General features: G+C 64.7%; 22 protein-coding genes and 3 tRNA genes. 5 read left to right on the forward strand and 20 right to left on the reverse strand.

Annotated elements, in window-relative coordinates; all coding sequences use genetic code 11:
• Positions 1-9 precede the first annotated feature (9 nt).
• From nuoI to ACQR1F_RS07100, 11 genes are all read right to left on the reverse strand, one after another.
• Positions 10-498, reverse strand: a complete 489-nt coding sequence (gene nuoI / locus ACQR1F_RS07050) for an NADH-quinone oxidoreductase subunit NuoI (RefSeq protein ID WP_006611003.1) — start codon at positions 496-498, stop codon at positions 10-12.
• A gap of 7 nt (positions 499-505) precedes the next feature.
• A complete protein-coding gene (gene nuoH, locus ACQR1F_RS07055) occupies positions 506-1576 on the reverse strand; it encodes an NADH-quinone oxidoreductase subunit NuoH (RefSeq protein WP_315799700.1) in 1071 nt (356 codons plus the stop codon).
• Positions 1577-1586: 10 nt separating this feature from the next.
• On the reverse strand, positions 1587-3656 hold the full coding sequence (nuoG, locus tag ACQR1F_RS07060) for an NADH-quinone oxidoreductase subunit NuoG (protein WP_434912745.1): 2070 nt from the start codon (positions 3654-3656) through the stop codon (positions 1587-1589).
• A 97-nt stretch (positions 3657-3753) separates the two neighbouring features.
• Positions 3754-5079, reverse strand: coding sequence for an NADH-quinone oxidoreductase subunit NuoF (gene nuoF / locus ACQR1F_RS07065; protein ID WP_316181348.1), 1326 nt, complete (start codon positions 5077-5079; stop codon positions 3754-3756).
• Between the two features lie 19 nt (positions 5080-5098).
• Complete coding sequence (locus ACQR1F_RS07070) at positions 5099-5314, reverse strand: hypothetical protein (RefSeq protein WP_315799697.1); 216 nt, start codon at positions 5312-5314, stop codon at positions 5099-5101.
• Positions 5311-5922: an NADH-quinone oxidoreductase subunit NuoE gene (nuoE, locus tag ACQR1F_RS07075; RefSeq protein WP_315799696.1), complete on the reverse strand. Its 612-nt coding sequence runs from the start codon at positions 5920-5922 to the stop codon at positions 5311-5313. Before nuoE ends, ACQR1F_RS07070 begins: the two co-directional genes overlap by 4 nt.
• A 14-nt stretch (positions 5923-5936) precedes the next feature.
• Positions 5937-6896 (reverse strand): FkbM family methyltransferase, encoded by a 960-nt coding sequence (locus ACQR1F_RS07080; RefSeq protein ID WP_315799695.1) that lies wholly within the window; start codon positions 6894-6896, stop codon positions 5937-5939.
• Positions 6896-8092: an NADH-quinone oxidoreductase subunit D gene (locus ACQR1F_RS07085; RefSeq protein ID WP_434912746.1), complete on the reverse strand. Its 1197-nt coding sequence runs from the start codon at positions 8090-8092 to the stop codon at positions 6896-6898. Before ACQR1F_RS07085 ends, ACQR1F_RS07080 begins: the two co-directional genes overlap by 1 nt.
• A 14-nt stretch (positions 8093-8106) precedes the next feature.
• Positions 8107-8712 carry an NADH-quinone oxidoreductase subunit C gene (locus tag ACQR1F_RS07090; protein WP_315799694.1) on the reverse strand — a complete coding sequence of 202 codons (606 nt, stop codon included), beginning with the start codon at positions 8710-8712 and terminating at the stop codon, positions 8107-8109.
• Between the two features lie 12 nt (positions 8713-8724).
• Complete coding sequence (locus tag ACQR1F_RS07095) at positions 8725-9309, reverse strand: NuoB/complex I 20 kDa subunit family protein (RefSeq protein ID WP_315800415.1); 585 nt, start codon at positions 9307-9309, stop codon at positions 8725-8727.
• Positions 9306-9671, reverse strand: a complete 366-nt coding sequence (locus ACQR1F_RS07100; RefSeq protein ID WP_008964559.1) for an NADH-quinone oxidoreductase subunit A — start codon at positions 9669-9671, stop codon at positions 9306-9308. The genes ACQR1F_RS07095 and ACQR1F_RS07100 overlap by 4 nt, the downstream gene beginning before the upstream one ends.
• A 590-nt stretch (positions 9672-10261) precedes the next feature.
• On the opposite strand from ACQR1F_RS07100, the gene ACQR1F_RS07105 reads away from it, so the two are divergent.
• Positions 10262-10459: a hypothetical protein gene (locus tag ACQR1F_RS07105; protein ID WP_315799693.1), complete on the forward strand. Its 198-nt coding sequence runs from the start codon at positions 10262-10264 to the stop codon at positions 10457-10459.
• A gap of 192 nt (positions 10460-10651) precedes the next feature.
• Here ACQR1F_RS07105 and ACQR1F_RS07110 read toward each other — a convergent pair.
• Positions 10652-10728: transfer RNA gene (locus ACQR1F_RS07110), tRNA-Asp, on the reverse strand.
• Positions 10729-11403: 675 nt separating this feature from the next.
• Here ACQR1F_RS07110 and pepT point away from each other — a divergent pair.
• On the forward strand, positions 11404-12660 hold the full coding sequence (pepT, locus tag ACQR1F_RS07115) for a peptidase T (protein WP_434912747.1): 1257 nt from the start codon (positions 11404-11406) through the stop codon (positions 12658-12660).
• A gap of 18 nt (positions 12661-12678) precedes the next feature.
• Here pepT and ACQR1F_RS07120 read toward each other — a convergent pair whose 3' ends face one another.
• Complete coding sequence (locus ACQR1F_RS07120) at positions 12679-13536, reverse strand: class I SAM-dependent methyltransferase (protein ID WP_434912882.1); 858 nt, start codon at positions 13534-13536, stop codon at positions 12679-12681.
• Between the two features lie 223 nt (positions 13537-13759).
• Between ACQR1F_RS07120 and ACQR1F_RS07125 the strand changes: the two genes are divergently transcribed.
• Positions 13760-14587 carry a metallophosphoesterase family protein gene (locus ACQR1F_RS07125; protein ID WP_434912748.1) on the forward strand — a complete coding sequence of 276 codons (828 nt, stop codon included), beginning with the start codon at positions 13760-13762 and terminating at the stop codon, positions 14585-14587.
• Here ACQR1F_RS07125 and ACQR1F_RS07130 read toward each other — a convergent pair.
• Positions 14526-15011 carry a Crp/Fnr family transcriptional regulator gene (locus tag ACQR1F_RS07130; RefSeq protein WP_434912749.1) on the reverse strand — a complete coding sequence of 162 codons (486 nt, stop codon included), beginning with the start codon at positions 15009-15011 and terminating at the stop codon, positions 14526-14528. The genes ACQR1F_RS07125 and ACQR1F_RS07130 overlap by 62 nt on opposite strands.
• A 212-nt stretch (positions 15012-15223) precedes the next feature.
• On the opposite strand from ACQR1F_RS07130, the gene ACQR1F_RS07135 reads away from it, so the two are divergent.
• The gene (locus tag ACQR1F_RS07135; protein ID WP_316217851.1) at positions 15224-15433 is read left to right on the forward strand and encodes a hypothetical protein; all 210 of its coding nucleotides are present in this window, start codon (positions 15224-15226) and stop codon (positions 15431-15433) included.
• A 37-nt stretch (positions 15434-15470) separates the two neighbouring features.
• Here the strand turns inward: ACQR1F_RS07135 and ACQR1F_RS07140 are convergent.
• The 6 genes from ACQR1F_RS07140 to ACQR1F_RS07165 form a co-directional block, all read right to left on the reverse strand.
• Positions 15471-15547, reverse strand: a tRNA-Val gene (locus tag ACQR1F_RS07140).
• Between the two features lie 181 nt (positions 15548-15728).
• Positions 15729-18152, reverse strand: coding sequence for an endopeptidase La (lon, locus tag ACQR1F_RS07145; RefSeq protein WP_006611021.1), 2424 nt, complete (start codon positions 18150-18152; stop codon positions 15729-15731).
• Positions 18153-18479: 327 nt separating this feature from the next.
• Complete coding sequence (clpX, locus tag ACQR1F_RS07150) at positions 18480-19754, reverse strand: ATP-dependent Clp protease ATP-binding subunit ClpX (RefSeq protein WP_012044595.1); 1275 nt, start codon at positions 19752-19754, stop codon at positions 18480-18482.
• Between the two features lie 442 nt (positions 19755-20196).
• Positions 20197-20829 (reverse strand): ATP-dependent Clp protease proteolytic subunit, encoded by a 633-nt coding sequence (locus ACQR1F_RS07155; RefSeq protein WP_172109612.1) that lies wholly within the window; start codon positions 20827-20829, stop codon positions 20197-20199.
• A gap of 296 nt (positions 20830-21125) precedes the next feature.
• Positions 21126-22484 carry a trigger factor gene (gene tig, locus ACQR1F_RS07160; RefSeq protein ID WP_315799688.1) on the reverse strand — a complete coding sequence of 453 codons (1359 nt, stop codon included), beginning with the start codon at positions 22482-22484 and terminating at the stop codon, positions 21126-21128.
• 172 nt (positions 22485-22656) lie between these two features.
• Positions 22657-22741, reverse strand: a tRNA-Leu gene (locus ACQR1F_RS07165).
• Between the two features lie 174 nt (positions 22742-22915).
• Here ACQR1F_RS07165 and ACQR1F_RS07170 point away from each other — a divergent pair.
• Positions 22916-24220 carry a multicopper oxidase domain-containing protein gene (locus ACQR1F_RS07170; RefSeq protein WP_434874441.1) on the forward strand — a complete coding sequence of 435 codons (1305 nt, stop codon included), beginning with the start codon at positions 22916-22918 and terminating at the stop codon, positions 24218-24220.
• Positions 24221-24241 lie beyond the last annotated feature (21 nt).

The following is a 24241-nucleotide window of genomic DNA, read 5'->3' on the forward strand; positions in this document are numbered from 1 at the left end:
CGGACGGCCTCAGCGGTACGGCGCGTCGAGCGCGATGGCTTTGGAGATCTCGCGCTCCCAGCGGTCGCCGTTCGCGAGCAGCTTGGCCTTGTCATAGTAAAGCTCCTCGCGGGTCTCGGTCGCGAACTCGAAGTTCGGCCCCTCGACGATGGCGTCCACCGGACAGGCTTCCTGACACAGGCCGCAATAGATGCACTTCACCATGTCGATGTCGTAGCGCACCGTGCGACGGGTGCCGTCGTTGCGGCGCGGGCCGGCCTCGATCGTGATCGCCTGCGCCGGGCACACGGCCTCGCACAGCTTGCAGGCGATGCAGCGCTCCTCGCCATTGGGATAGCGGCGCAGCGCATGCTCACCGCGAAAGCGCGGCGAGATCGGGCCCTTCTCGAACGGATAGTTCAGGGTCGGCTTCGGCTGGAAGAAGTAGCGCATCGCGAGGAAGAACGCGGAGACGAACTCCTGCAGCAGCAGCGACCGTGCGGTGGCGGAGATGTTCATGACAGCCTCATTTCGGCGCGATGCCGGCGAATTGCAGCACGCCCGCGACGATCACCACCATGGCCAGCGACAGCGGCAGGAACACTTTCCAGCCAAGGCGCATCAACTGGTCGTAGCGGTAGCGCGGCACGATCGCTTTCGCCATCGCGATCAGGAAGAACATGAAGAACAGCTTGAGCGAGAACCAGATGACGCCCGGCACCCAGTTGAACGGCGGCAGATCGATCGGCGGCAGCCAACCGCCCAAGAACAGGATCGTGGCCAGCGCGCACATCGTGGTGATCGCGACATACTCGCCGAGCATGAACAAGAGATACGGCGTCGAGCCGTATTCGACCATGAAGCCGGCGACGAGCTCGGATTCAGCTTCGACCAGGTCGAAGGGCGGGCGGTTGGTCTCGGCGAGCGCCGAGACGTAGAACACCACGAACATCGGGAACAGCGGCCAGACGTACCAGTTCAGGATCGTCAGCTGCGGCAGGCCGATCAGGCTCGCAAGCCCGCGGGCGTGCTGCGCCTCGACCACCGCCGACAGATTCAGGGTGCCGGCGCAGAGCAGCACGGTGATGATCACGAAGCCGATCGAGACCTCGTAGGACACCATCTGCGCCGCCGAGCGAAGCGCCGCCAGGAACGGATACTTCGAGTTCGACGACCAGCCGGCCATGATGATGCCGTAGATCGACAGAGACGAGATCGCGAAGATGAAGAGGATGCCGACATTGATGTCGGCGATCGCCCAGCCGAGATTGGTCGGGATCACCGCCCACGCCGCCAGCGCCAGCACGCAGGACACCAGCGGCGCCAGCAGGAACACGCCCTTGTTGGCGCCGGCCGGAATGATCGGCTCCTTGAGCACGAACTTCAAGAGGTCGGCGAACGACTGGAACAGGCCCCAGGGCCCGACCACGTTCGGACCCCTGCGGATCTGCACCGCCGCCCAGATCTTGCGGTCGGCCAGCAGGATGTAGGCGATCGCGACCAGGAGGACGACGAGCAGCAGCACGCTCTGCGCGATCATGATGATCAGCGGCCAGAGGAAACCGGTCCAGAATGAGCTCGCAAAGAAATCAGCCATCAGGTCACGCTCACTCCGCTGCCGTCAGCATCTGCCCGGAGGCCAGGCGGGAGCATTCCGCCATGACTGCCGAGGCACGCGCGATCGGGTTGGTGAGATAGAAGTCATCGATGACAGGCTTGAACGGCGCCTTCTCGAGGCTGCCGCCCTTGCCCGCCAGGGTCTTGATGTCGGCGATCTTGCCCGCCTCGATCTGGTCGATCCGGCCGAGATGCGGCACGGCCTTGATGATCGCAGCGCGCAAGCCGGCCAGCGAGTCGTAGCCGAGCTTCCTGCCGAGCACGTCGGACAGCGCCCGGATGATCGCCCAGTCCTCGCGTGCCTCGCCCGGCGGGAATGACGCCCGGCCCGTCATCTGCACCCGGCCCTCGGTGTTGACGAAGAGACCCGACTTCTCGGTGTACGCGGCGCCCGGCAGGATAACGTCGGCGCGATGCGCGCCACGGTCGCCATGGGTGCCGAAGTAGACAGTGAACACGCCCTCGGGCACCTCGACCTCGTCGGCGCCCAGCAGGAACATCACGTCCATGGTGCCGAAGGTCGTCATCTGCGCAGCCGTCAGGCCGGTGCCGTTGAAGCCGATGTCGAGCGCGCCGACCCGCGACGCGGTGTCGTGCAGCATGGCAAAACCGTTCCAGTCGTCGCGCACGGCGTTGACGTCCATCGCGATCTTGGCCGCGAGCGACAGGATCGCCGCGCCATCGTGACGCGCGACCGCGCCGGCGCCGACCAGCACGATCGGATTCTTGGCGTTGCGGAACGTGGTCGCAAACGAGTGCTTGCCCGCGGCGACGTCGCTCAGGGAGTCCGTGCCCGCGCCAATGTGCTCATAGGCATAGGTGAGATCGGCCTTCGGGCCGACCACGCCGACCTTGAGCTGACCCGACCGCCAGCGCTTGCGGATGCGGGCGTTGAGCACGGCCGCTTCCTTGCGCGGATTGGCGCCAACGATCAGGATCGCGTCGGCCTGCTCGATGCCGGCGATGGTCGGATTGAACAGATAGGATGCGCGGCCGAGCTTGGCATCGAAGCTGTCACCGCCCTGCACGGCGACGTTGGTCGAGCCGAGCTTGGCGAGCAGATCCTTGAGCGCGAACATCTCTTCGACCGCGGCGAGATCGCCGGCGATGGCGCCGATGCGCTTGCCGTCGATGCGCGACAGCTTGGCGGCAATCGCCTTGAATGCCTCAGGCCAGGAGGCGGCGCGCAGCTTGCCATCCTCGCGAACGTAGGGACGATCGAGCCGCTGCGTGCGCAGGCCGTCGACGACATGGCGGGTCTTGTCGGAGATCCACTCCTCGTTCACGGAGTCATTGATGCGCGGCAGGATGCGCATCACCTCGCGGCCGCGGGTGTCGACCCGGATCGCTGAGCCCACGCCGTCCATGACGTCGATCGACTGCGTCTTGCCGAGCTCCCAGGGCCGCGCCGCGAAAGCATAGGGCTTGGAGGTCAGCGCGCCCACCGGGCAGATGTCGACCAGATTGCCCTGCAGCTCCGAGCTCAGCGCCTGCTCGAGATAGGTCGTGATCTCCATGTCCTCGCCGCGGCCGATCGCGCCCATTTCCGGCACGCCGCAGACTTCCGCCGAGAAGCGGACGCAGCGCGTGCACTGGATGCAGCGGTTCATCGAGGTCTTGACCAATGCGCCGAGATATTTGTCCTCGACGGCGCGCTTGTTCTCGGCGAAGCGGCTGGTGTCGACACCATAGCCCATCGCCTGGTCCTGCAGGTCGCACTCGCCGCCCTGGTCGCAGATCGGACAGTCCAGCGGATGGTTGATCAGAAGGAATTCCATCACGCCTTCGCGCGCCTTCTTGACCATCGGCGACCGCGTCGAGATCTCCGGCGGCTCGCCCTTCGGGCCCGGCCGGCAGTCGCGCACGCCCCAGGCGCAGCTCGCGACCGGCTTCGGTCCGCCCTTCACCTCGACGAGGCACATCCGGCAGTTACCGGCGATCGACAGCCGCTCATGATAGCAGAAGCGCGGGATCTCGGCGCCCGCCGCCTCGCACGCCTGCAACAGCGTGTACTCCGGCGGCACATCGATCTCTTTGCCATCGATGATGATCTTGGTCATAGCCTCACATCTCTCTCAAACCACGGACCGCCGCGCTGCGCACCGTGAGGGCGCGAGCGCGGGGGAAAACCTTGCTGGCGGACCGGACCGCCACCGCCTACTCCGCCGCCACCATGTGCGCGGGATCGCGCACGCCGACGTCGTCGACATCGGCCTTGTGCGAATACTGATCGATGCGCGCCTCGATCTCGTGACGGAAATGCGTGATCAGGCCCTGGATCGGCCAGGCCGCGGCGTCACCGAGCGCGCAGATCGTGTGTCCCTCGATCTGCTTGGTGACCTCCAGCAGCATGTCGATCTCGCGCTTGTGCGCCCGGCCCTCGGCCATGCGGGTCAGCACGCGCCACATCCAGCCGGTGCCTTCGCGGCACGGCGTGCACTGGCCACAGCTCTCATGCTTGTAGAAATAGGAGATGCGCGCGATCGCCCGGATCAGGTCGGTCGACTTGTCCATCACGATCACGGCCGCGGTGCCGAGGCCGGAGCGCAGCTTCGACAGGCTGTCGAAATCCATCGGCGTATCGATGATCTGCTCGGCCGGCACCATGCGCACGGACGAGCCGCCGGGGATGACCGCCTTCAGATTGTCCCAGCCGCCACGGATGCCGCCGCAATGCTTCTCGATCAGCTCGCGGAACGGGATGCCCATCGCCTCTTCGACGTTGCAAGGCCGCTCGACGTGACCGGAGATGCAGAACAGTTTTGTGCCGACATTGTTCGGACGGCCGATGCCGGCGAACCACGCGGCGCCGCGGCGCAGGATGGTGGGCGCCACCGCGATCGACTCGACATTGTTCACCGTGGTCGGGCAGCCGTAGAGGCCGACGTTGGCCGGGAATGGCGGCTTCAGCCGCGGCTGGCCCTTCTTGCCCTCCAGGCTCTCGAGCAGCGCCGTTTCTTCGCCGCAGATATAGGCGCCGGCGCCGTGGGCGACGTAGAGATCGAACGGCCACCCGTGGATGTTGTTCTTGCCGATCAGGTTGGCCTCATAGGCCTGGTCGATCGCCGCCTGCAGCCGTTCGCGCTCGCGGATGAACTCGCCGCGCACATAGATGTAGCAGGCATGCGCGTTCATCGCGAAGCTGGCGAGCAGGCAGCCCTCGACGAGATGATGCGGATCGTGCCGCATGATCTCGCGATCCTTGCAGGTACCGGGCTCGGACTCGTCGGCGTTGACCACGAGATAGCTCGGCCGGCCGTCGGTCGATTCCTTCGGCATGAACGACCATTTCAGGCCGGTCGGGAAGCCGGCGCCGCCGCGGCCGCGCAGGCCCGACGCCTTCATCTCGTTGATGATCCAGTCGCGGCCCTTCTCGATCAGGCCCTTGGTGCCGTCCCAGCTGCCACGCCGGCGAGCGCCTTCGAGGCCCCAATCGTGCAGGCCGTAGAGGTTGGTGAAGATGCGGTCCTTGTCGTCGAGCATCAGACGGCTTCCTCGAAAATCAGCGGTTCGACTGCATGGTGGCGATGAAGGCGGCACAGCCGCCGAACACCAAGGCCCACAGCAGACTGGACTCCAGCGTCGCGTTGAGCGCGAACCGCTGCAGCACGAAAATGAAAGCGGCGGCAGCAAGCGTATGCAGCGCCACGTAGCGCCAGTTCTTCATCGCGGCGCCCTCTTCCGTCAGGGCCGCAACGCGGGTGCGATCGCGGCTCATGTCTTCTCCTTCAGCGTGGTCGGCCCACCTGCCGGCGCCGAGAACTGGCGGCCGTTCTGCGGGCCGGGCGTCGGCAGATTGCCGGTCGCGAAGCCGTCCAGCACCTTGCCGAAGCTCTCCGGCGTCAGGTCCTCATAGGTGTCCTTCCAGATCTGCACCATCGGCGCATTCACGCAGGCGCCCAGGCACTCGACCTCTTCCCAGCTGAAGTCGCCGTCCTTCGACAGGTGGAAGGGATCGTGATGGATGCGATGCTTGCAGACCTCGATCAGCTCTTCGGCGCCGCGCAGCCGACACGGCGTGGTGCCGCACACCTGCACATGCGCCTTCTTCCCGACCGGCTGGAGCTGGAACATGGTGTAGAAGGTCGCGACCTCGAGCACGCGGATATAAGGCATCCCGAGCATGTCGGCGACGACGCGGATCGCAGCCTCCGACACCCAGCCGTCGTGCTGCTCCTGGGCCCGCCACAAGATCGCAATCACCGCCGAGGCCTGGCGGCCTTCCGGATATTTCGCGATCTGCGCTTTGGCGAAGGCAAGGTTCTCGTCCGTGAACGCAAAGCTCGCGGGCTGAACTTCCTTCGGGGCAAGACGGCGGACGGACATGGCTCTTCAATCTTTCATTGCATGCGGCGCGCGGCGTCTGCATTGAGCGCTGCGACGCGATTCTGCCAGAAGGCACTTGCAGTTCCGAACACGTTATAGCCGACGTGGGCGGAAGCCTTGATGCGGTCGAGGATCGACAGCTCCGTCACGATCTCGAAGCGGCCGCTCGCGGGGTCGTAGACCATCAGCTGCATCGGCGTCTGATCGAGGATGTAGCGCGACACCGTATGGTTGCGGTCCTGGCCGTGCTCCTCGCACAGGATCATGCTGTCGGTCGCTAGCAACCGCGCGCCGCCCTTGATCGCCTCGATCTCGACGCCCTCGACGTCGAGCTTGATCAGGTACTTGCCGGACGCGGCGACCTTGCCGTCGTCGATCAGATCGTCGAGCGCCATCACCGGCACCCGCTCGCCGTCGGCGGCGCCGCCCGCAATGCTGAAGGCCTCGTGCTTGGTGCCAGTCAAATAGGCCGTGCCGCGGCTGGCGCCGATCGCGCACTTCATCACCTCGAAGCGGCCGGCATTGATCCGGGCGTTGTTGGCGAGCTTGGCGAAGTTGGCCGAGGACGGCTCGATCGCGATCGCCTTGTGCGCACCGTAGGGCGCGCTCGAGACCAGCACCGACCAGTAGCCGTAATTGGCCCCGCCATCGATGAAGGTGTAGTCGACATCGACAGTGCCGAGAAACAGTATCTCGAGCTCGTCCTCGTAGTGATAGTCGCGGTTGAGCAGCTTGCTCCAGTAGCCGTCGCCATAGGGAAACTCGAACACGGCGTCCGGGTTGAGCTTCACCGCGATATCGCGTTCGGGCAGCGCCAGGCGCAACAGGTTAGCGCAGCGGTTGTAGCCGCGATGCGAGAAATGCGACGAGATCTTCGAGCCGGTCGACAGCGCCAATGCAGCCGTGCGCTCCCAGAGGTTCGCTCCTTCGAGCGCTCCGGACGCACGATCGAACTGGATCGGCGCATGGCCCATCAGCGGTCCACCTCTCCGAACACGATGTCGAGCGAGCCCAGGATGGCCGAGACGTCGGCGAGCAGATGGCCGCGGCAGATGAAGTCCATCGCCTGCAGATGCGCGAAACCCGGAGCGCGGATCTTGCACTTGTACGGCTTGTTGGTGCCGTCGGCGACGAGGTAGACCCCGAACTCGCCCTTCGGCGCCTCGACCGCCGCATAGATCTCGCCAGCGGGGACGTGCACGCCCTCGGTATAGAGCTTGAAGTGGTGGATCAGCGCTTCCATCGAGCGCTTCATCTCGCCACGGCGCGGCGGCGCGATCTTGTTGTCGGTGATCATCACCGGGCCCTGCCCGTCCGGTGCACGCAGCTTCTGGATGCACTGCTTCATGATATGCACCGACTGGCGCATCTCTTCCATGCGGATCAGATAGCGGTCGTAGCAGTCGCCGTTCTTGCCGATCGGAACGTCGAACTCCATCTCGGCGTAGACGTCATAGGGCTGCGACTTGCGCAGGTCCCAGGCCGCGCCCGAGCCGCGCACCATCACGCCCGAGAAGCCCCACTCCCAGGCCTGCTTCAGGGTGACGACGCCGATGTCGACGTTGCGCTGCTTGAAGATGCGGTTTCCGGTGAGGAGCCGGTCGAGATCGTCGACCACCTTCAGGAACGGATCGCAGAATGCGTCGATGTCGTCGATCAGCTTCGGCGGCAGGTCCTGGTGGACGCCACCGATGCGGAAGTAGTTGGCGTGCATGCGCGAGCCGGAGGCGCGCTCATAGAACACCATCAGCTTCTCGCGCTCCTCGAAGCCCCACAGCGGCGGGGTCAGCGCGCCGACGTCCATGGCCTGGGTGGTGACGTTGAGCAGGTGCGACAGCAGCCGTCCGATCTCGGAGTAGAGCACGCGGATCAGCTGGCCGCGGCGCGGTACCTCGATTCCGAGCAGGCGCTCGGCCGCGAGGCAGAACGCATGCTCCTGATTCATCGGCGCGACGTAGTCGAGCCGATCGAAATAGGGCATCGCCTGCATGTAGGTCTTGGTCTCGATCAGCTTCTCGGTGCCGCGATGCAGCAGGCCGATATGCGGATCGACGCGCTCGACCACCTCGCCGTCCAGCTCCAGCACCAGGCGCAGCACACCGTGCGCCGCCGGATGCTGCGGGCCGAAATTGATCGTGAAGTTGCGGAGGGCCGGGCTCTGCTCGTTCATGCTCGCGCTCCCACTCACTTATTCGCTTTCTCGTCGCCCGGCAGCGGATAGTCCGCGCCTTCCCAGGGCGACAGGAAATCGAACTTGCGGAATTCCTGGTTGAGCCTGACCGGCTCGTAGATCACCCGCTTCTCCTGGTCGTCGTAGCGCACCTCGACGAACCCCGTCGTCGGGAAGTCCTTGCGCAGCGGATGGCCATCGAAGCCGTAGTCCGTCAGCAGGCGGCGCATGTCGGGGTGGCCGACAAAGATCACGCCGTAGAGGTCGTAGGCCTCGCGCTCGAACCAATCGGCGCCCGGAAAGACATCGATCAGCGACGGCACCTGCGTGGTCTCGTCGGCTTCGGCCTTGAGCCGGATGCGCGCGTTCAGCGTCGGTGACAGGAAGTGGTAGACGACATCGAAACGCTTGGCGCGCTCGGGATAGTCGACCGCCGTGATGTCGGTGATGTTGACGAAGCGGAGAGCCGGATCGTCGCGCAGATGTGTCACGACCTCGACGATCCGGGCGGGCTCCACATTCACCGTGAGCTGATTGAAAGCGACCGTATGGCCGATCGCGGCGCCCGGGAGCGCGCTTACGATCGTCTGCCCAAGGGCGTCGAGCCTGCCGTCGTCCATAACGAAAAACCTTCAGCGTTCGATGGTGCCGGTGCGCCGGATCTTCTTCTGCAGCAGCAGCACACCGTACAGCAGCGCTTCGGCGGTCGGCGGACAGCCGGGCACATAGATGTCAATGGGAACGATGCGGTCGCAGCCGCGGACCACCGAATAGGAATAGTGATAGTAGCCGCCGCCATTGGCGCACGACCCCATCGAGATGACGTAGCGCGGCTCCGGCATCTGGTCGTAGACCTTGCGCAGCGCCGGCGCCATCTTGTTGGTCAGCGTGCCGGCGACGATCATCACGTCGGACTGGCGCGGCGAGGCACGCGGCGCGAAGCCGAAGCGCTCGACATCGTAGCGCGGCATCGAGACCTGCATCATCTCGACGGCGCAGCAGGCCAGGCCGAACGTCATCCACATCAGGGAGCCGGTGCGGGCCCAGGTGATGAGATCGTCAGCGGTGGCAACGAAGAATCCCTTGTCCGACAGCTCGGACCTGACCTCGAGGAAATACGGGTCGTTGGCACCGATCGGCCTGCCGGTCGCGGGATCGAGAATGCCCTTCGGGGCCGGAGCGATCGCCGGCCCGGTCGAGGACGTGGTCGGGCTCAATCCCATTCAAGCGCGCCTTTCTTCCATTCGTAGGCAAACCCGACCGTCAGCACGGCCAGGAACACCAGCATCGACCAGAAGCCGGCCGCGCCGAGCTTGCCGAATGCGACTGCCCAGGGGAACAGGAAGGCGACTTCGAGGTCGAAGATGATGAAAAGGATGGCAACCAGATAGAAGCGGACGTCGAACTTCATACGGGCGTCGTCGAACGCATTGAAGCCGCACTCGTAGGCGGAGAGCTTCTCGGGATCGGGCTGCTGGTAGGCGACCAGGAACGGCGCGATCAGCAGCACCACCCCGATGATGGCTGCGACACCTATGAAAACGACGAGGGGGAGATAGTTCTGAAGGATGCCGGTCATCGGCGCCACTTTCCTCTGCGGTTTCGGTGCAAACCGCAGACTCGTTGCATTGGAATTGGTCGAAGCCTTAGCGCAGCGCACCAAGCCGCGCAAGACGAGCCGTCTCGCCGTCGTCATCCCTCCCCACATTGCGGAAACCGGGACACACCGAGCAACGGCGCCGCGGATGACGCGTGCAGGAGCCGCATTGCAGACCCGCAGCATTACGGTGCCGCACGGTCCACCGCGGGATGCTGAGGCGATCAGCAATCGCGAGGACGCACGGCGTTGTGCGCAGGCTGGGCTGGTCGGAGACGGATGCGGATCAGCGTTCGATCGGGCGATCCAAACGAGGCGACTGGACCGTCGCCCGATAGGCTTCCGTTACCGCGGGAGATGGTCACGAAGGGCCGCCGGATCAAGATCATCCGCGGCCGCCGTCGATGCCGGCACCGCCGCGCCCAGTCAGCCCCGGCCGCATACTCCCGATTGCCGCCGCGGCGGCTGCAACCGATGAAACCATTTTGAGGAAACGAAGAAACCGGATCGAAACAAAGCAGGGGTACATGTCCAGGCAACAAAGTGGCGCTCTGAGACGCCGGGAGGCTGACATGAACCACTCGCTGCATTCCGCAGACCGATCGACCCATCTGAAGATCGTCGCCGTTGCCCTGATCGCCGGCATCGCCGTGACCGCTTTCGGCATCGCGACCCGCGCCAACGTCGACTACAGCCAGACGGCATCGCACGTCGTGAAGGCCGGCAAGCCGGTGACCATGACGAGTTCCAGCGACTCGATGGTCCGCTGAGGTCACTGTCCGCTGCCATCTGACAGCATTCGCAGGCCACCCGCCGGGTGGCCTTTTTCATGCCCGGTCGGAAAATTGGCGACGGAGCACTTGCAGTCGGCGGAGCATCAGGTCGTAGGCGGGAAGAGATCGCGCGGGAGTGCCGCTTGCGCCAGCGGACGGATCAGATCGAAAGCTAAGCCATTGAAAACATGGCGCGAGAGACGGGGCTCGAACCCGCGACCTCCGGCGTGACAGGCCGGCGCTCTAACCAACTGAGCTACTCCCGCGTGATCGCGAAATCCGCGGAGGAGTGCGACTTAAAGGGGCGATGTTTCGAAGTCAAGGACAATGAACCGAGAGCTGTGCGAAGTCATTGATGAGGGGTCCATGCAGCACGCCCGGTCTCCTTGTCTGGGCCGAGCAGCCGACGTCAATCGCTGCACGATGATGGGCCATCCCACGTCTCTCCCTCCGGACCTCGGCACCCCTGCCCCGCGGCCGTGGCGGTCGCTTCGCGAAGACGTCGCAGGCCGGATATGGCAAAATGGGCGCCAAGTCCGACCAGGCATACTTTCGACCGGGCATATTGAAATTTCCGGCCGCCGTCCCGGTCGAGGCGCACGGGCTGACCAGGAAGCGAGTGAGAGGAGATTCCTCGCGGACGCCGCCCACGAATCGCCCGGCACCTGTGCGAGCAAGCTGAGCTTCGAATCGCCGGAGGCGGTATCCTGCAGATGGAGCTCAATCCTGCCGTCGGCGAAGCGGTGCTGATCAACGCCGGCCGCGAAACGTCGTATTCCGCAGCACGGGAGCTGGCGGACGTTCTTTGATCAGAGCTGAAACCATTGATAACCTGCCGCTCCTGGTATCTGGCATGCAATAACTGATATATTAGTATACTGATACCTCCGGCAAACTCTCTCTCTCTCTCTCTCTCTCTCTCTCTCTCTCTCGTGGTGCCCATGTCCGACCCGCTTCGCAGCTATACCCACTCCGTCACCGAGCGCCTGCTCCGCTACGCCGTGATCGACACCCAGTCGGACCCGACGTCGCCGACCTGTCCTTCGACGCTCAAGCAGAAAAATCTTGGCCGGATGCTCGCAGCCGAGCTGCAGGCGATGGGACTTTCGGACGCCCATCTGGACGACAACGGCTACGTCTACGCGACCATCCCCGCCACCACCGACAAGGCCGTGCCGGTGATCTGCTTCTGCTCGCACATGGATACGTCGCCCGACTGCTCCGGGGCCAACGTGAAGCCGCAGATCGTGCGCAACTACCAGGGCGGCGACATCGTGCTGCCGGCGGACCCGAGCCAGATCATCCGCGCGGCAGAGCATCCTGCATTGAAGGACCAGATCGGCAGCGACATCGTCACCACCGACGGCACGACCCTGCTGGGCGCCGACAACAAGGCCGGCATCGCCGAGATCATGGACGCGGCGCAATTCCTGATCAGCAATCCACAGATCAAGCACGGCACCATCAAGATCCTGTTCACGCCGGACGAGGAGATCGGCCGCGGCGTCGACAGGGTCGACCTGAAGAAGCTGGGCGCCGATTTCGGCTATACGATGGATGGCGAGACCGCCGGCAACATCGAGGACGAGACCTTCTCCGCCGACGGCGCCACCATCCTCATCAACGGCGTCAGCGCCCATCCCGGCTTTGCCAAGGGCAAGATGGAGCATGCGATCAAGATCGCGTCCGCAATCGTCGATCGGCTCCCGAAGGATGGCTGCTCGCCGGAGACGACGGAGGGCAAGGAAGGCTTCCTGCATCCGGTCGGGATCTCCGGCGCGCTCGAACAGGCGCGGCTCGACTTCATCGTGCGCGATTTCAGCGAGCAGGGCCTGCGGCAGAAGGAAGCGCTGCTCGAGGACATCGTCAGGGATGTCCTGAAGGACTATCCGCGCTCGACCTATCGGATGGAGGTCCGGCAGCAATACCGCAACATGAAGGAGGTCATCGACCGGCATCCGGAGATCGTGAGCTACGCCGAGGAGGCGATCCGCCGCGCCGGCCTGACGCCGGTCCGGACATCGATCCGCGGCGGCACCGACGGTTCGCGGCTGTCGTTCATGGGCCTGCCCTGCCCCAACATCTTCGCCGGCGAGCATGCCTTCCACTCGCGTCTCGAATGGGTCAGCGTCAAGGACATGGAGAAGGCGGCGCAGACCATCGTCCATCTGGCGATGATCTGGGAAGAGCGCTCCTGAGCGCCGTCCGGCGCCGCGTCAGGCGCGCGCCGTCACCAGCCAGATCGAGCCCGACAGCGTGACGCTGCCACCATCCTGATGCTGTGCGAGCAGCTCGCGTACCGAGAGACGCGCCGCATCGCGCGTCTCCGCCGGGTGCCCTTCCAGCGCGCGGCTGGCGGGGCCGATCTCGAAGGCCGATTGCACCGCCGCGTCGAGACCCTGTCCGCGGGCGATGTCGAGTGACAGCGGATGTGCCTGCAGCGCGACGTCGCTGAAGCCGGCCTCGCCGAGGATCCGCGTCACCCGCGCCTCGGATGCGAACGCGAACGGACCCGGATCCTCCGGCGCCATCTCCGGCAGCTTCGGGACGTGGCGATAGACCGCCTGCAGCGGCGCAATCATCCAGGGATTGGCCTTCGGCTCGCGCCAGCAGGCGAACACGACCCGGCCGCCCGGCTTCAGCGCGCGGCGGATGTTGGCGAACGACGCCACCGGATCGGCAAAGAACATCACCCCGAACCGCGATACCAGCAGATCGAAGCTCGCCGGCGCGAACGGATGCACGGTGGCGTCGGCCAGCACGAACTCGGTGGCAAGCCCGCCCGGCGCCACGGCCCGCGCCCGCGCGAGCATCGGCGCGGAGATGTCGACCCCCAGCACGTGTCCTCCCGGGCTGACCTGCCCGGCGAGCGCGATCGAGAGGCCCCCACAGCCGCAGCCGATGTCGAGAATGCGATCACCCGGCTGCGCGGCGATGCGGTCGATCAGGATCCGCGACACCGGCGCGAGCAGGACGTCCTGCGCCTCCTGGCGATCGGACCAGCGCTGGCCGCCCGGGCCGTTCCAATAGGCGATCTGGTCGGCGTTGCGGTCGTCTCCTGAAGGCAATTGCATGACGCGCCTTGTCTGGTTGAGATCATCGAGAGAGCAGGCATCGCGCATGCGCGGGTCTTGCCTGTCAAGGCACGAGCGCGCGATGGCTCGCGCCAACATCATACCGGCGAGCTCGACAGACCAGAGGACGACCTGGTCTTGCCGGCGCCCGCAGTTTCAAGATGCAATAGCGCGGGCAGAATATGGTCCCGCTCTTGCTTCGATCCTGCGCGTCAGGAGCCTCATGCGCTGTCTCATCGTTGCCGATCTTCACTACACGTTGCCGCAGTTCGACTGGCTGGTCGCCGCGGCCGAGCATTTCGACATGGTGGTGTTCGCCGGCGATGCGCTCGACCTCGCCTCGATCGTGGACATCCGCGCCCAGATCGTCGTCGTGAAGAAGTATCTCGGGCTGCTCGCCGCTAGGACGCGCGTGATGATCTGCTCCGGCAATCACGACCTGGAGGAGCGTAGCGCGGACGGCGAGAAGATCGCGGCTTGGCTCAGCACGGTCCGCGAGCTCGGCATCGCCTCCGATGGCGACGATCTCCTGGTCGGCGACATCATGTTCTCGGTCTGCCCGTGGTGGGATGGCCCGCGCGTGAAGGCCGCGATCACGCGCCAGCTCGAAGCCGCCGCCGCACGCAGACCCGAACGCTGGATCTGGGTGCATCATGCGCCGCCGGCCAACTCGCCGGTGAGCTGGGCCGGCAAGCGCTTCTTCGGCGACACCGAGCTCGAAGGCTTCATCGCGCGCCATCGGCCAACGATGGTGATCTCCGGCCACGTCCACCAGTCGCCCTTCATCACGAACGGATCCTGGTTCGATCGCGTCGGTGAGACCTGGGTCTTCAACACCGGACGGCAGCCCGGGCGCCCGCCGACCTACATGGTGCTCGACACCGAGGCCCAGCGCGCGTTCTGGCTGTCGGCGGGGCAGGCCGAATGGATCGACCTCGCCGGACCGCTGGAGCGCCCGGCCCAGCCGGTGACAGCGGCGCCCGACTGGCTCAGAGCCGTGGATCGGATTCCAGATCCGTTCCTGGCGAGACCTGCTGCGGCGGCAGGTTGACCATGCTCTGCAGGACGTCGCCGACCATCGCGAGGTGCGTGCCATGGCCGGCATATTGCCGCTTGAGGTCGGCCAGATAGGTGTTGGCGACATTGAGCCGCTGCGCCAGCATGCGCGCGATCGTCAGCGTCGCCTCGGGATTCTCGGTCAGGAAGCGCGGCGCATTGGGGATCTCATAGATCCGGCACTCGGCAAGCGCCCGCACGGTCGCCGTGTGCGGCTGCTCCAGCAGCAGCGACATCTCGCCGAACAGCGCACCCGGCTCGGAGACGACGGCCACCGTGGCCCCGGCCTTGACGACCTCCAGCCGCCCGTCCAGCAGGATGTAGAGATGCCCGGTGCTGTGGCCCTCCTCCAGCAGGTCGGAGCCAGCCGCGATGATGCGTTCGTGTCCGCCTGTGCAGTGACGCAGGAAGTCGGTCATCGTTTCGTCCGCGATGTTTCACCCCGCGCGAAGCTAGCCGAAGAAGAGCTGGTCACCACGCGAAATCGTTCTGACACTTCGTAGTGGCCGCCGAAAAGGATTCTAAACCCTGTCCCACGGCGACGTCCCGCAGCACCTACGCTTCACCACGAGGCTGCGGTATAGCCATCCTGCTACCTCTGACAGAGGTTCAAATGGGGGAATGGGTCGTCATGCAACAATGGGTCGTGGAGCTGATCGTCTCCTGGCTTCCCTTCATCTTCCTGATCGGGGTTTGGTTCTTGCTCAGCCGTCGCGGCGGATTGGGTCCCAGCGCGAAGGTGGTTCAGCTCTACGAGCAGCAGATCGATGAAACCAGACGTACGAACACGCTTCTGGAAAGGATCGCGGTCAGCCTGGAAAAACAGCGCCTGCCGCAATAGCCACCGCAATTCGAGCACGCCTGCCGGCAGATCCGAGTGGTAGGCGGCGAGAGATTCGAACTCCCGACCCTCTCGGTGTAAACGAGATGCTCTAACCAGCTGAGCTAGCCGCCCTCACGTCGCGCTTCTTTACCCCCTGCCCGATCCGCAATCAACGCCGGAACCACGCAGCGGCAGCGAGAAACCGCCGCAGCGGGAACGGTGGGGCAGACTCCGCACGCTCGAAGTCAGTGGCTCGATCCCGCAAACGAAAACGGCGCCCCTTCGGGCGCCGTTTCCTTGTTCTGTTTGGTCGTCAGTGGGCGGTCAGGCCGCCGGCGGCTTCGTCGCCATCGGCCTTCACGGGCACCTTGGTGTCCTCTTCCCAGACGATCGGCACCGGCTTGCGGACCAGGGCCCGGGCGACGACGTCGTCGAGACGGGCGACCGGGATGATCTCCATGCCGCCCTTGATCGCATCGGAAATCTCCGTGAGATCCTTGGCGTTGTCCTCGGGGATCAGCACCGTCTTGATGCCGCCGCGGGCCGCAGCCAACAGCTTCTCCTTCAGACCGCCGATCGGCAGCACACGACCACGCAGGGTGATCTCGCCGGTCATCGCGACGTCGTGACGGACCGGGATGCCGGTCATCACCGAGATGATGGTCGTCGCCATCGCGACGCCCGCCGACGGTCCGTCCTTCGGGGTTGCTCCCTCCGGCACGTGGACGTGGATGTCACGCCGGTCGAACAGCGGCGGCTCGATGCCGTAGTTGATCGCCCTCGAGCGGACGAACGAGGCCGCCGCCGAGATCGACTCCTTCATGACGTCGCGCAAATTGCCCGTCACCGTCATCTTGCCCTTGCCGGGCATCATGACGCCTTCGATCGTCAGCAGCTCGCCACCGACATCGGTCCAGGCCAAGCCCGTCACGATGCCGACCTGATCGTCGCTCTCGATCTCGCCGAAGCGGTACTTCGGAACACCCAAGAATTCCTCGACGGTCTTCTCGGTGATCTTCACCGACTTCTTCTTGGACATCATGAGCTCCTTCACGGCCTTGCGGGCCAGTGTGGAAATCTCACGCTCCAGATTACGCACGCCCGCTTCGCGGGTGTAGCGCCGGATCACGAGCAGCAACGCGTCGTCGTCGATCGACCACTCCTTCGAGTCCAGGCCGTGCTTCGAGATCGCGCTGGGGATCAGGTGCTTGCGGGCGATCTCGAGCTTTTCGGTCTCGGTGTAGCCCGCGATGCGGATGATCTCCATGCGGTCCATCAGCGGTCCGGGAATATTCAGCGTATTCGCGGTCGTGATGAACATCACGTTCGACAGGTCGTAGTCGACCTCCAGATAGTGATCGTTGAACGTCGTGTTCTGCTCGGGGTCCAGGACCTCCAGCAGCGCCGACGAGGGATCACCCCGGAAGTCCGAGCCCATCTTGTCGATCTCGTCCAGCAGGAAGAGCGGGTTCGAAGTCTTGGCCTTGCGCATCGACTGGATGATCTTGCCGGGCATCGAGCCGATATAGGTCCGGCGATGACCGCGGATCTCCGCCTCGTCGCGCACGCCGCCCAGCGACACGCGAACGAATTCGCGCCCCGTGGCCTTCGCGATCGACTTGCCGAGCGAGGTCTTGCCGACGCCGGGAGGTCCGACCAGGCACAGGATCGGGCCGGTCAGCTTGTTGGCGCGCGACTGCACCGCCAGGTACTCGACGATGCGGTCCTTGACCTTCTCCAGCCCATAGTGATCCGCATCCAGAACCGCCTGAGCGGCCTCCAGATCCTTCTTCACCTTGGACTTCTTGTTCCACGGGATCGACAGCAGCCAATCCAGGTAGTTGCGCACGACGGTCGCTTCCGCGGACATCGGCGACATCTGGCGCAGCTTCTTCAGCTCGTGCTGGGCCTTCTCGCGCGCTTCCTTGGAGAGCTTGGTCTTGTTGATGCGCTCTTCCAGATCGGCGAGCTCGTCACGGCCGTCCTCGTCGCCCAGCTCCTTCTGAATGGCCTTCATCTGCTCATTCAGGTAGTACTCGCGCTGGGTCTTCTCCATCTGGCGCTTCACACGCGAGCGGATGCGCTTCTCGACCTGCAGCACCGAGATCTCGCTCTCCATCAGGCCCAGCACCTTCTCCAGGCGCGTGGTGACGGACAGCGTCTCCAGGATGCCCTGGCGATCGGCGATCTTGACGGCGAGATGCGAGGCGACGGTGTCGGCCAGCTTGCCGAAATCGGTGATCGACTGAACGACGCCGACGACCTCGGCGGAGATCTTCTTGTTCAGCTTCACATAGCTCTCGAAGTCCGACACGACGGAGCGGCCCAGCGCTTCGGCCTCGACCGACTTGGCGTCGGTGTCCTCGAGCGCAACGGCAGTGGCTTCGTAGTAGTCGGCGCGATCGGTGTACTTCTCGACGCGCGCGCGCTCCAGGCCTTCGACCAGCACCTTCACGGTGCCGTCGGGCAGCTTCAGGAGTTGCAGCACGCTGGCGAGCGTCCCGGTCTCGTAGATCGCATCCGGAGCTGGATCGTCGTCGGACGCGTTCTTCTGCGTCGCCAGCATCACCAGCGCGTCGTTCTTCATCACCTCTTCGAGGGCGCGGATGGATTTCTCGCGGCCGACGAACAGCGGAACGATGTTGTGCGGGAAGACGACGATGTCGCGGAGCGGCAGAACCGGATAGGCGTGGCTCTCGCCGTAAACGATGGTCGGCCGGGGTTTGGGGGTCGTCATGGCCTGTTCCTTTTGTTTAGCCCCCTTGCACGCAGTCCGCCATCGTGCGCAACCGCCACAAGGTGCGATCTGATCCGGACTTCACTGACGCGTCGATATCGCCCGCTTGTTTCGGATCGTTGTTGAGGCGAATCCCGGGATTGAGATTTGTATCGCCACGCGACATTAGGTGGCTATCGACCCGGGGGGTGTCAAGTATCGGTAAACACCCGCCAAAAATGGCTTTACGCGGCGGGACTCTGAAACGCTGCGATGCCGCGGACATGATGTCCGCGGCGATCGCCGATCTAATAAATCGAGGTCTTCTGTCTCTCGTACCAGCGCGCCTCACGCGCTGGCGCTGCTTTCCACCGCGCGATCGGACCGATCGGCGTAGATGTAGAGCGGACGGGCGGTGCCCTCGACCACTTCGCGCGAGATGACCACTTCCTCGACGCCCTCGAGACCCGGCAGGTCGAACATCGTCTCAAGCAGGATGCTCTCGAGGATCGACCGCAGACCACGCGCGCCGGTCTTGCGCTCGATGGCCTTGCGCGCCACCGCGCCCAGCGCCTCGTCGGCGAAGGTGAGCTCGATGTTCTCCATCTCGAACAGCCTCTGATACTGCTTCACCAGCGCGTTCTTGGGCTCGGTCAGGATCTTCTTGAGCGAGTTCTCGTCGAGGTCCTCGAGCGTCGCAACGACCGGCAGACGGCCGACGAACTCGGGGATCAGGCCGTACTTCAGGAGATCCTCAGGCTCGACGTGACGGAAGATCTCGCCGGTGCGGCGGTCTTCCGGCGCCAGAACCTGGGCGGCGAAGCCGATCGAGGTCGACCGGCCGCGCGCCGAGATGATCTTCTCGAGACCGGAGAACGCACCACCGCAGATGAACAGGATGTTGGTGGTGTCGACCTGCAGGAACTCCTGCTGCGGATGCTTGCGGCCGCCCTGCGGCGGAACCGACGCAACCGTGCCCTCCATGATCTTCAGCAGCGCCTGCTGGACTCCCTCGCCCGACACGTCGCGGGTGATCGAGGGATTGTCCGACTTGCGACTGATCTTGTCGATCTCGTCGATGTAGACAATGCCACGCTGCGCGCGCTCGACATTGTAGTCGGCCGCCTGCAAGAGCTTCAGGATGATGTTCTCGACGTCCTCACCGACATAGCCGGCCTCGGTCAGGGTCGTCGCATCCGCCATCGTGAACGGCACGTCCAGGATGCGGGCGAGCGTCTGCGCGAGCAGCGTCTTGCCCGATCCGGTCGGACCGATCAGCAGGATGTTCGACTTCGCGAGCTCGACGTCGGAGTGCTTGGTCTGGTGATTCAGCCGCTTGTAGTGGTTGTGGACGGCGACCGAGAGCACCTTCTTCGCGTGGTTCTGGCCGATGACGTAATCGTCCAGGACCTTGCAGATCTCTTTCGGGGTCGGAATCCCGTCGCGCGACTTGACCAGCGAGGACTTGTTCTCCTCGCGGATGATGTCCATGCAGAGTTCGACGCACTCGTCGCAGATGAAGACGGTTGGACCTGCGATCAGTTTGCGGACTTCGTGCTGGCTCTTGCCGCAGAACGAGCAATATAGCGTGTTCTTCGAGTCGCTCGTGCCGACCTTACTCATTCCTGTCTCCGTCCGCGGTTCGCTCTTGTCCGCTCGTTCGTTCCGATCCGGCACGGGCCGGACCAGACTGGTGAAAGAGCAAATTTCGTACCAAAATTAACACCTTGTTCTTCACCTGTCGTGCGCCCACGACCTACGCGAATCCCCCACGATCCATAACTGGACACTCTAGCCAATCATGCTGTCATCCGACTATCAAGAATTCGCTAATCGGAGCACAGACCCTAGACCGTGACATTACCGTGATTTTGGGGCTTGACACGGTAAGAGCACGCGAAATCAGCGGAGCGTTGCGTGTTTGCCACGCCTATTTGCCGGCCGCACGGCAAGGTTGCGACCCTTTTGGGACCCCACCTCAGTACCTTTGCCGGCCCGGGCCGACAAAGGTGATGCTGTGCGCTCCGAGGCGGGTCAAACGAACCCCGCCTCGTTTACGGAGGGCTCACTTGCCCATCGCCGCCGGATCTTCCGGCCGCTTGTCGAGAACCTTGTCGATCAGGCCGAACTCCTGGGCGGCTTCCGCCGTGAGGAATTTGTCGCGCTCCAGGGCGTCCTCGATCGCCTTGTAAGGCTGGCCGGTGTGCTTGACGTAGATCTCGTTGAGCCGCTTCTTCAGGTTCAGGATCTCCTGGGCGTGCAGCATGATATCGGTCGCCTGGCCCTGGAACCCGCCGGACGGCTGATGCACCATGATGCGCGAGTTCGGCAGCGAGAAGCGCATGTCCTTGTGGCCGGCACAGAGCAGCAACGAGCCCATCGAGGCCGCCTGGCCGGTGCACAGCGTCGACACCGCCGGACGGATGAATTGCATCGTGTCGTAGATCGCGAGGCCCGACGTCACCACGCCACCGGGCGAGTTGATGTACATCGCGATTTCCTTCTTCGGGTTCTCGGCCTCGAGGAACAGCAGCTGCGCGACGATCAGGGTCGCCATGCCGTCCTCGACCGGACCGGTCACGAAGATGATGCGCTCCTTCAGGAGGCGCGAGAAGATGTCGTAGGCGCGCTCACCGCGGTTGGTCTGTTCGACCACCATGGGCACAAGGTTCATATAGGTTTCGACGGGATCGCGCATGAATCACCCAAGGGTTGGACCAGCAGTTGAGACGACCGGCCGCCGCAGGTGAGGCTCATTCAACGAGCAGCGACGGACAGGTGTCCCGTGATGCAGAACTTCAAGACCGAGCCCACAGATATGGACCAATTTGCCGGTGACAAGACCGGGCCCCTGGCCAGCCGCGAGCGAGGTCGTTGCTCTGTTCAAGCTGATTCCCGCGGCGGCGGCCAGCACCCGAACCGGGTTGACCGGCGCTTTCGCCGGTCAACCTTAATCACGCGCTTATGTCGCGAACCCTACGATGGGCGGCCTTTTCAGGCAGCCTTGTCGCTGTCGTCGTCCTTGAACAGCTCGTCCTTGGAGACCTTCTTCTCGGTCACATTGGCGAGCTCGAGGATGAAGTCGACGACCTTGTCCTCGTAGATCGGCGCGCGCAGCTGCGCGAGCGCCTGCGGGTTGCTGCGATAGAAGTCCCAGACCTCCTTCTCGCGGCCCGGCATCGAGCGCGCGCGCTCGATCACGGCGCGGCTGACCTCGTCGTCGGTCACGGTGATCTTGTTCTTCTCGCCGATCTCGGAGAGCACGAGGCCGAGGCGCACGCGGCGGTCGGCGATGGTGCGGTACTCCTCCTTCGCCTTGTCCTCGGTGGTGTTCTCGTCGGCGAAGGTCTTGCCGCTAGAATCCATCTCGGCCTTGACCGAGTTCCACATCAGGTTGAACTCCTCGTCGATCAACGACGGCGGCGCATCGAACTTATGGGTCTCGTCGAGACGGTCGAGCAGCGCGCGCTTGACGCGCTGGCGGGTCGCCTGGCTGAACTCGCCGGCGAGACGATCGCGCATCAGCTGCTTCAGCTTGTCGAGCGATTCCAGGCCGAGCGTCTTGGCGAACTCGTCGTCCACCACCTTGTCTTCCGGCGCCTCGATCGCGGTCGCCGTGGTCTCGAACTCCGCGGCCTTACCGGCGAGCTCGTTGTTCAGGTAGTTGGTCGGGAACGTGACCTTGAGCGTACGGGTCTCGCCGACGCCGATGCCGACCAGTTGGTCCTCGAAACCGGGGATGAAGGTGTTGGAGCCGATGACGACGTCGATGCCCTCGCCGGTGCCGCCCTCGAAGGCGACGCCGTCGATCGTGCCCTTGAAGTTGATCTTCACGCGGTCGCCGTTCTCGGCCTTCGCGCCATCGGCCTTGGCGGCGTAGCTACGGTTGGCATCGGCCAGGCGCTTGATCGCCTCGTCGACGTCGGCGTCGGTGATGTCGGCCACCGGCTTTTCGACCGAGAAGGTCTTGAAGTCGGCGAGCGCGATCGCCGGCACGACCTCGACGGCCACGGTGTAGGTCAGGTCGGACTCGCCAGCGAGGATCTTCTCGACCTCGGCTTCCTCGGTCGGCATCGTCACCTTGGGCTCGGTGGCCAGGCGGAAGCCGCGCTCGGTGAAGATCTGCGTGTTGGTGTCGCGGATGGTCTGGTCGATGGTCTCGGCCATGACCGACTTGCCGTAGATCTTCTTCAGATGCGCGACCGGCACCTTGCCGGGGCGGAAGCCGTTGATGCGGACCTTGTCCTTGAGATCGACCAGCTTGGCATCCGCCTTGGCGTCGAGATCCGCCGCCGGAACGCTGATCTGGAACTCGTGCTTCAAGCCTTCCGACAAGGTTTCTGTGACCTGCATGGCGTCAATCTTCTTCCGCTTCGGTCCGAACCCTTGCGATCCGGACACATCTGACTCAATTGTGGACGACGCGCGGCAAAGGGCCTTGCGTCGGTGGGATCGGCGGCCCCGCTTCTCTGTGCGAGAGAACGGGTTCGCCGGTAAAACTAGGGGCAAACGCCGGAGAAGCGCTTGGTGCGGGCGGAGGGACTCGAACCCCCACAACTTTCGTCACTGGAACCTAAATCCAGCGCGTCTACCAGTTCCGCCACGCCCGCGTGAACTGCATCGATAGCCCGGCCGCGGTGCCGCGGGCGGCGCGGCTTATACCACGCACGAAACCGTCCGCAGCAAAAAAATGGGCTGTCGAAAGCACCACCGGCAGGCCGATCGACCGTGTCGAACGCACAGATAAGGGAAAACAGCATGATCCGCATCCCCCTCATTGCACGATGTTTTGTCGCATGACGGAATCGTCGGAGGGGCTCAGCCGCCGCGCCCTGCTCGGCGGCCTCGCGGCAGCCGGCGCGGCCTCGTTTGCCCGCCCGGCGCGGGCCGCTCGCCGAATCTCGGTTTCGTTGAACGCTCGCGGCGAATCTCTCGTGCTGGCCCAGGGACGCGCGGCCAGCCCGCTCTGGCGGCTGGCAGCACCGGCCCCGGTGGTCCGGCTTGCCCGCGGCACGGCGCTGAATCTCGACCTTTCGAATGGCCTTACGATCCCCGCCGCGCTGTCCAGCCGCGGCCTCGCTTTGCCCGCCCCGCTGCTGGCGCAGGCGGAGATCGGCCCCGGCGGCCGGGCCACCATTCCAGCCCTGGCGTCGCGGGCCGGGACCGGCCTGCTCGACCTGCGGCTGCTGGCCGACGTCGTGGCGATCCGCCCGCTGCCTGTCATCGTCGATGAGGCCGCGACGGTAACTGTCGACCGCGACGAGGTTTTCCTGATCGAGGACTTCAGGCTCAAGGCCGACGGCACCGCGGTTGCGCCGGGAACCGAGGCGACGGACGCCGAGCTCCTCTACACCGTCAATGGGCAGACCCAGCCCGAGATCGCGCTGCGGACCCATGCGCGGGTCAGGCTGCGGTTCATCAATGGCTGTCAACGCGCTGTGATCGCGATCAAAATCGCCGACCTCGACGCCGTCCGCGTGATGGCCATCGACGGCCAGCCGGCCGAGCCTTTCCTGGCGCGAAACGGCGCGGTGGTGCTGCCGCCCGGCGGCCGGACCGACGTCTTCATCGACATGCCCGCCGCCAAGACGGCGCTGGCCGTGCTGCTGCACGACGGCAGCAATCCGCGTCCCCTCGCCCGGCTGATGGCGTCCAGCGAGCCGCCGCTCCGTGCCGCCCCACTGCCGCCGGCGCAGGCTTTGCCGTCGAACGGTTTGCCGGACAGACTGGACCTCAAGACGGCCGTTCGGGCCGAACTCGCGCTCGACGGCGCCGAGTGGCGACCACCCGCCCAGTTCAGCGCCACCGCCGAACCCGCCTTGCAGGCGAAGGCCGGCCGGGTGGTCGTGCTGGCTCTTACCAACAAGACCGCCGCCTCCCGTGTGGTCCATTTGCACGGCCAGCCGTTCCGGCTGCTCGACCAGCTCGACGACGGCTGGAAGCCCTATTGGCTCGACACGCTGGCACTGGAGGCCGGCCAGACCCAGCGCATTGCGTTCCTTGCCGAGCAGTCCGGCCGGTTCCTGGTCGAGAGCATGGCGACCAGCTGGGCAGCGCCGCGCCTGCTGCGATGGTATGAGATCCGGTGAGGAAACGAACCTGAGGGAACA

This window comes from Bradyrhizobium sp. HKCCYLS3013, from assembly GCF_051167615.1.
In the GTDB taxonomy this organism is placed as follows: Bacteria; Pseudomonadota; Alphaproteobacteria; order Rhizobiales; family Xanthobacteraceae; genus Bradyrhizobium.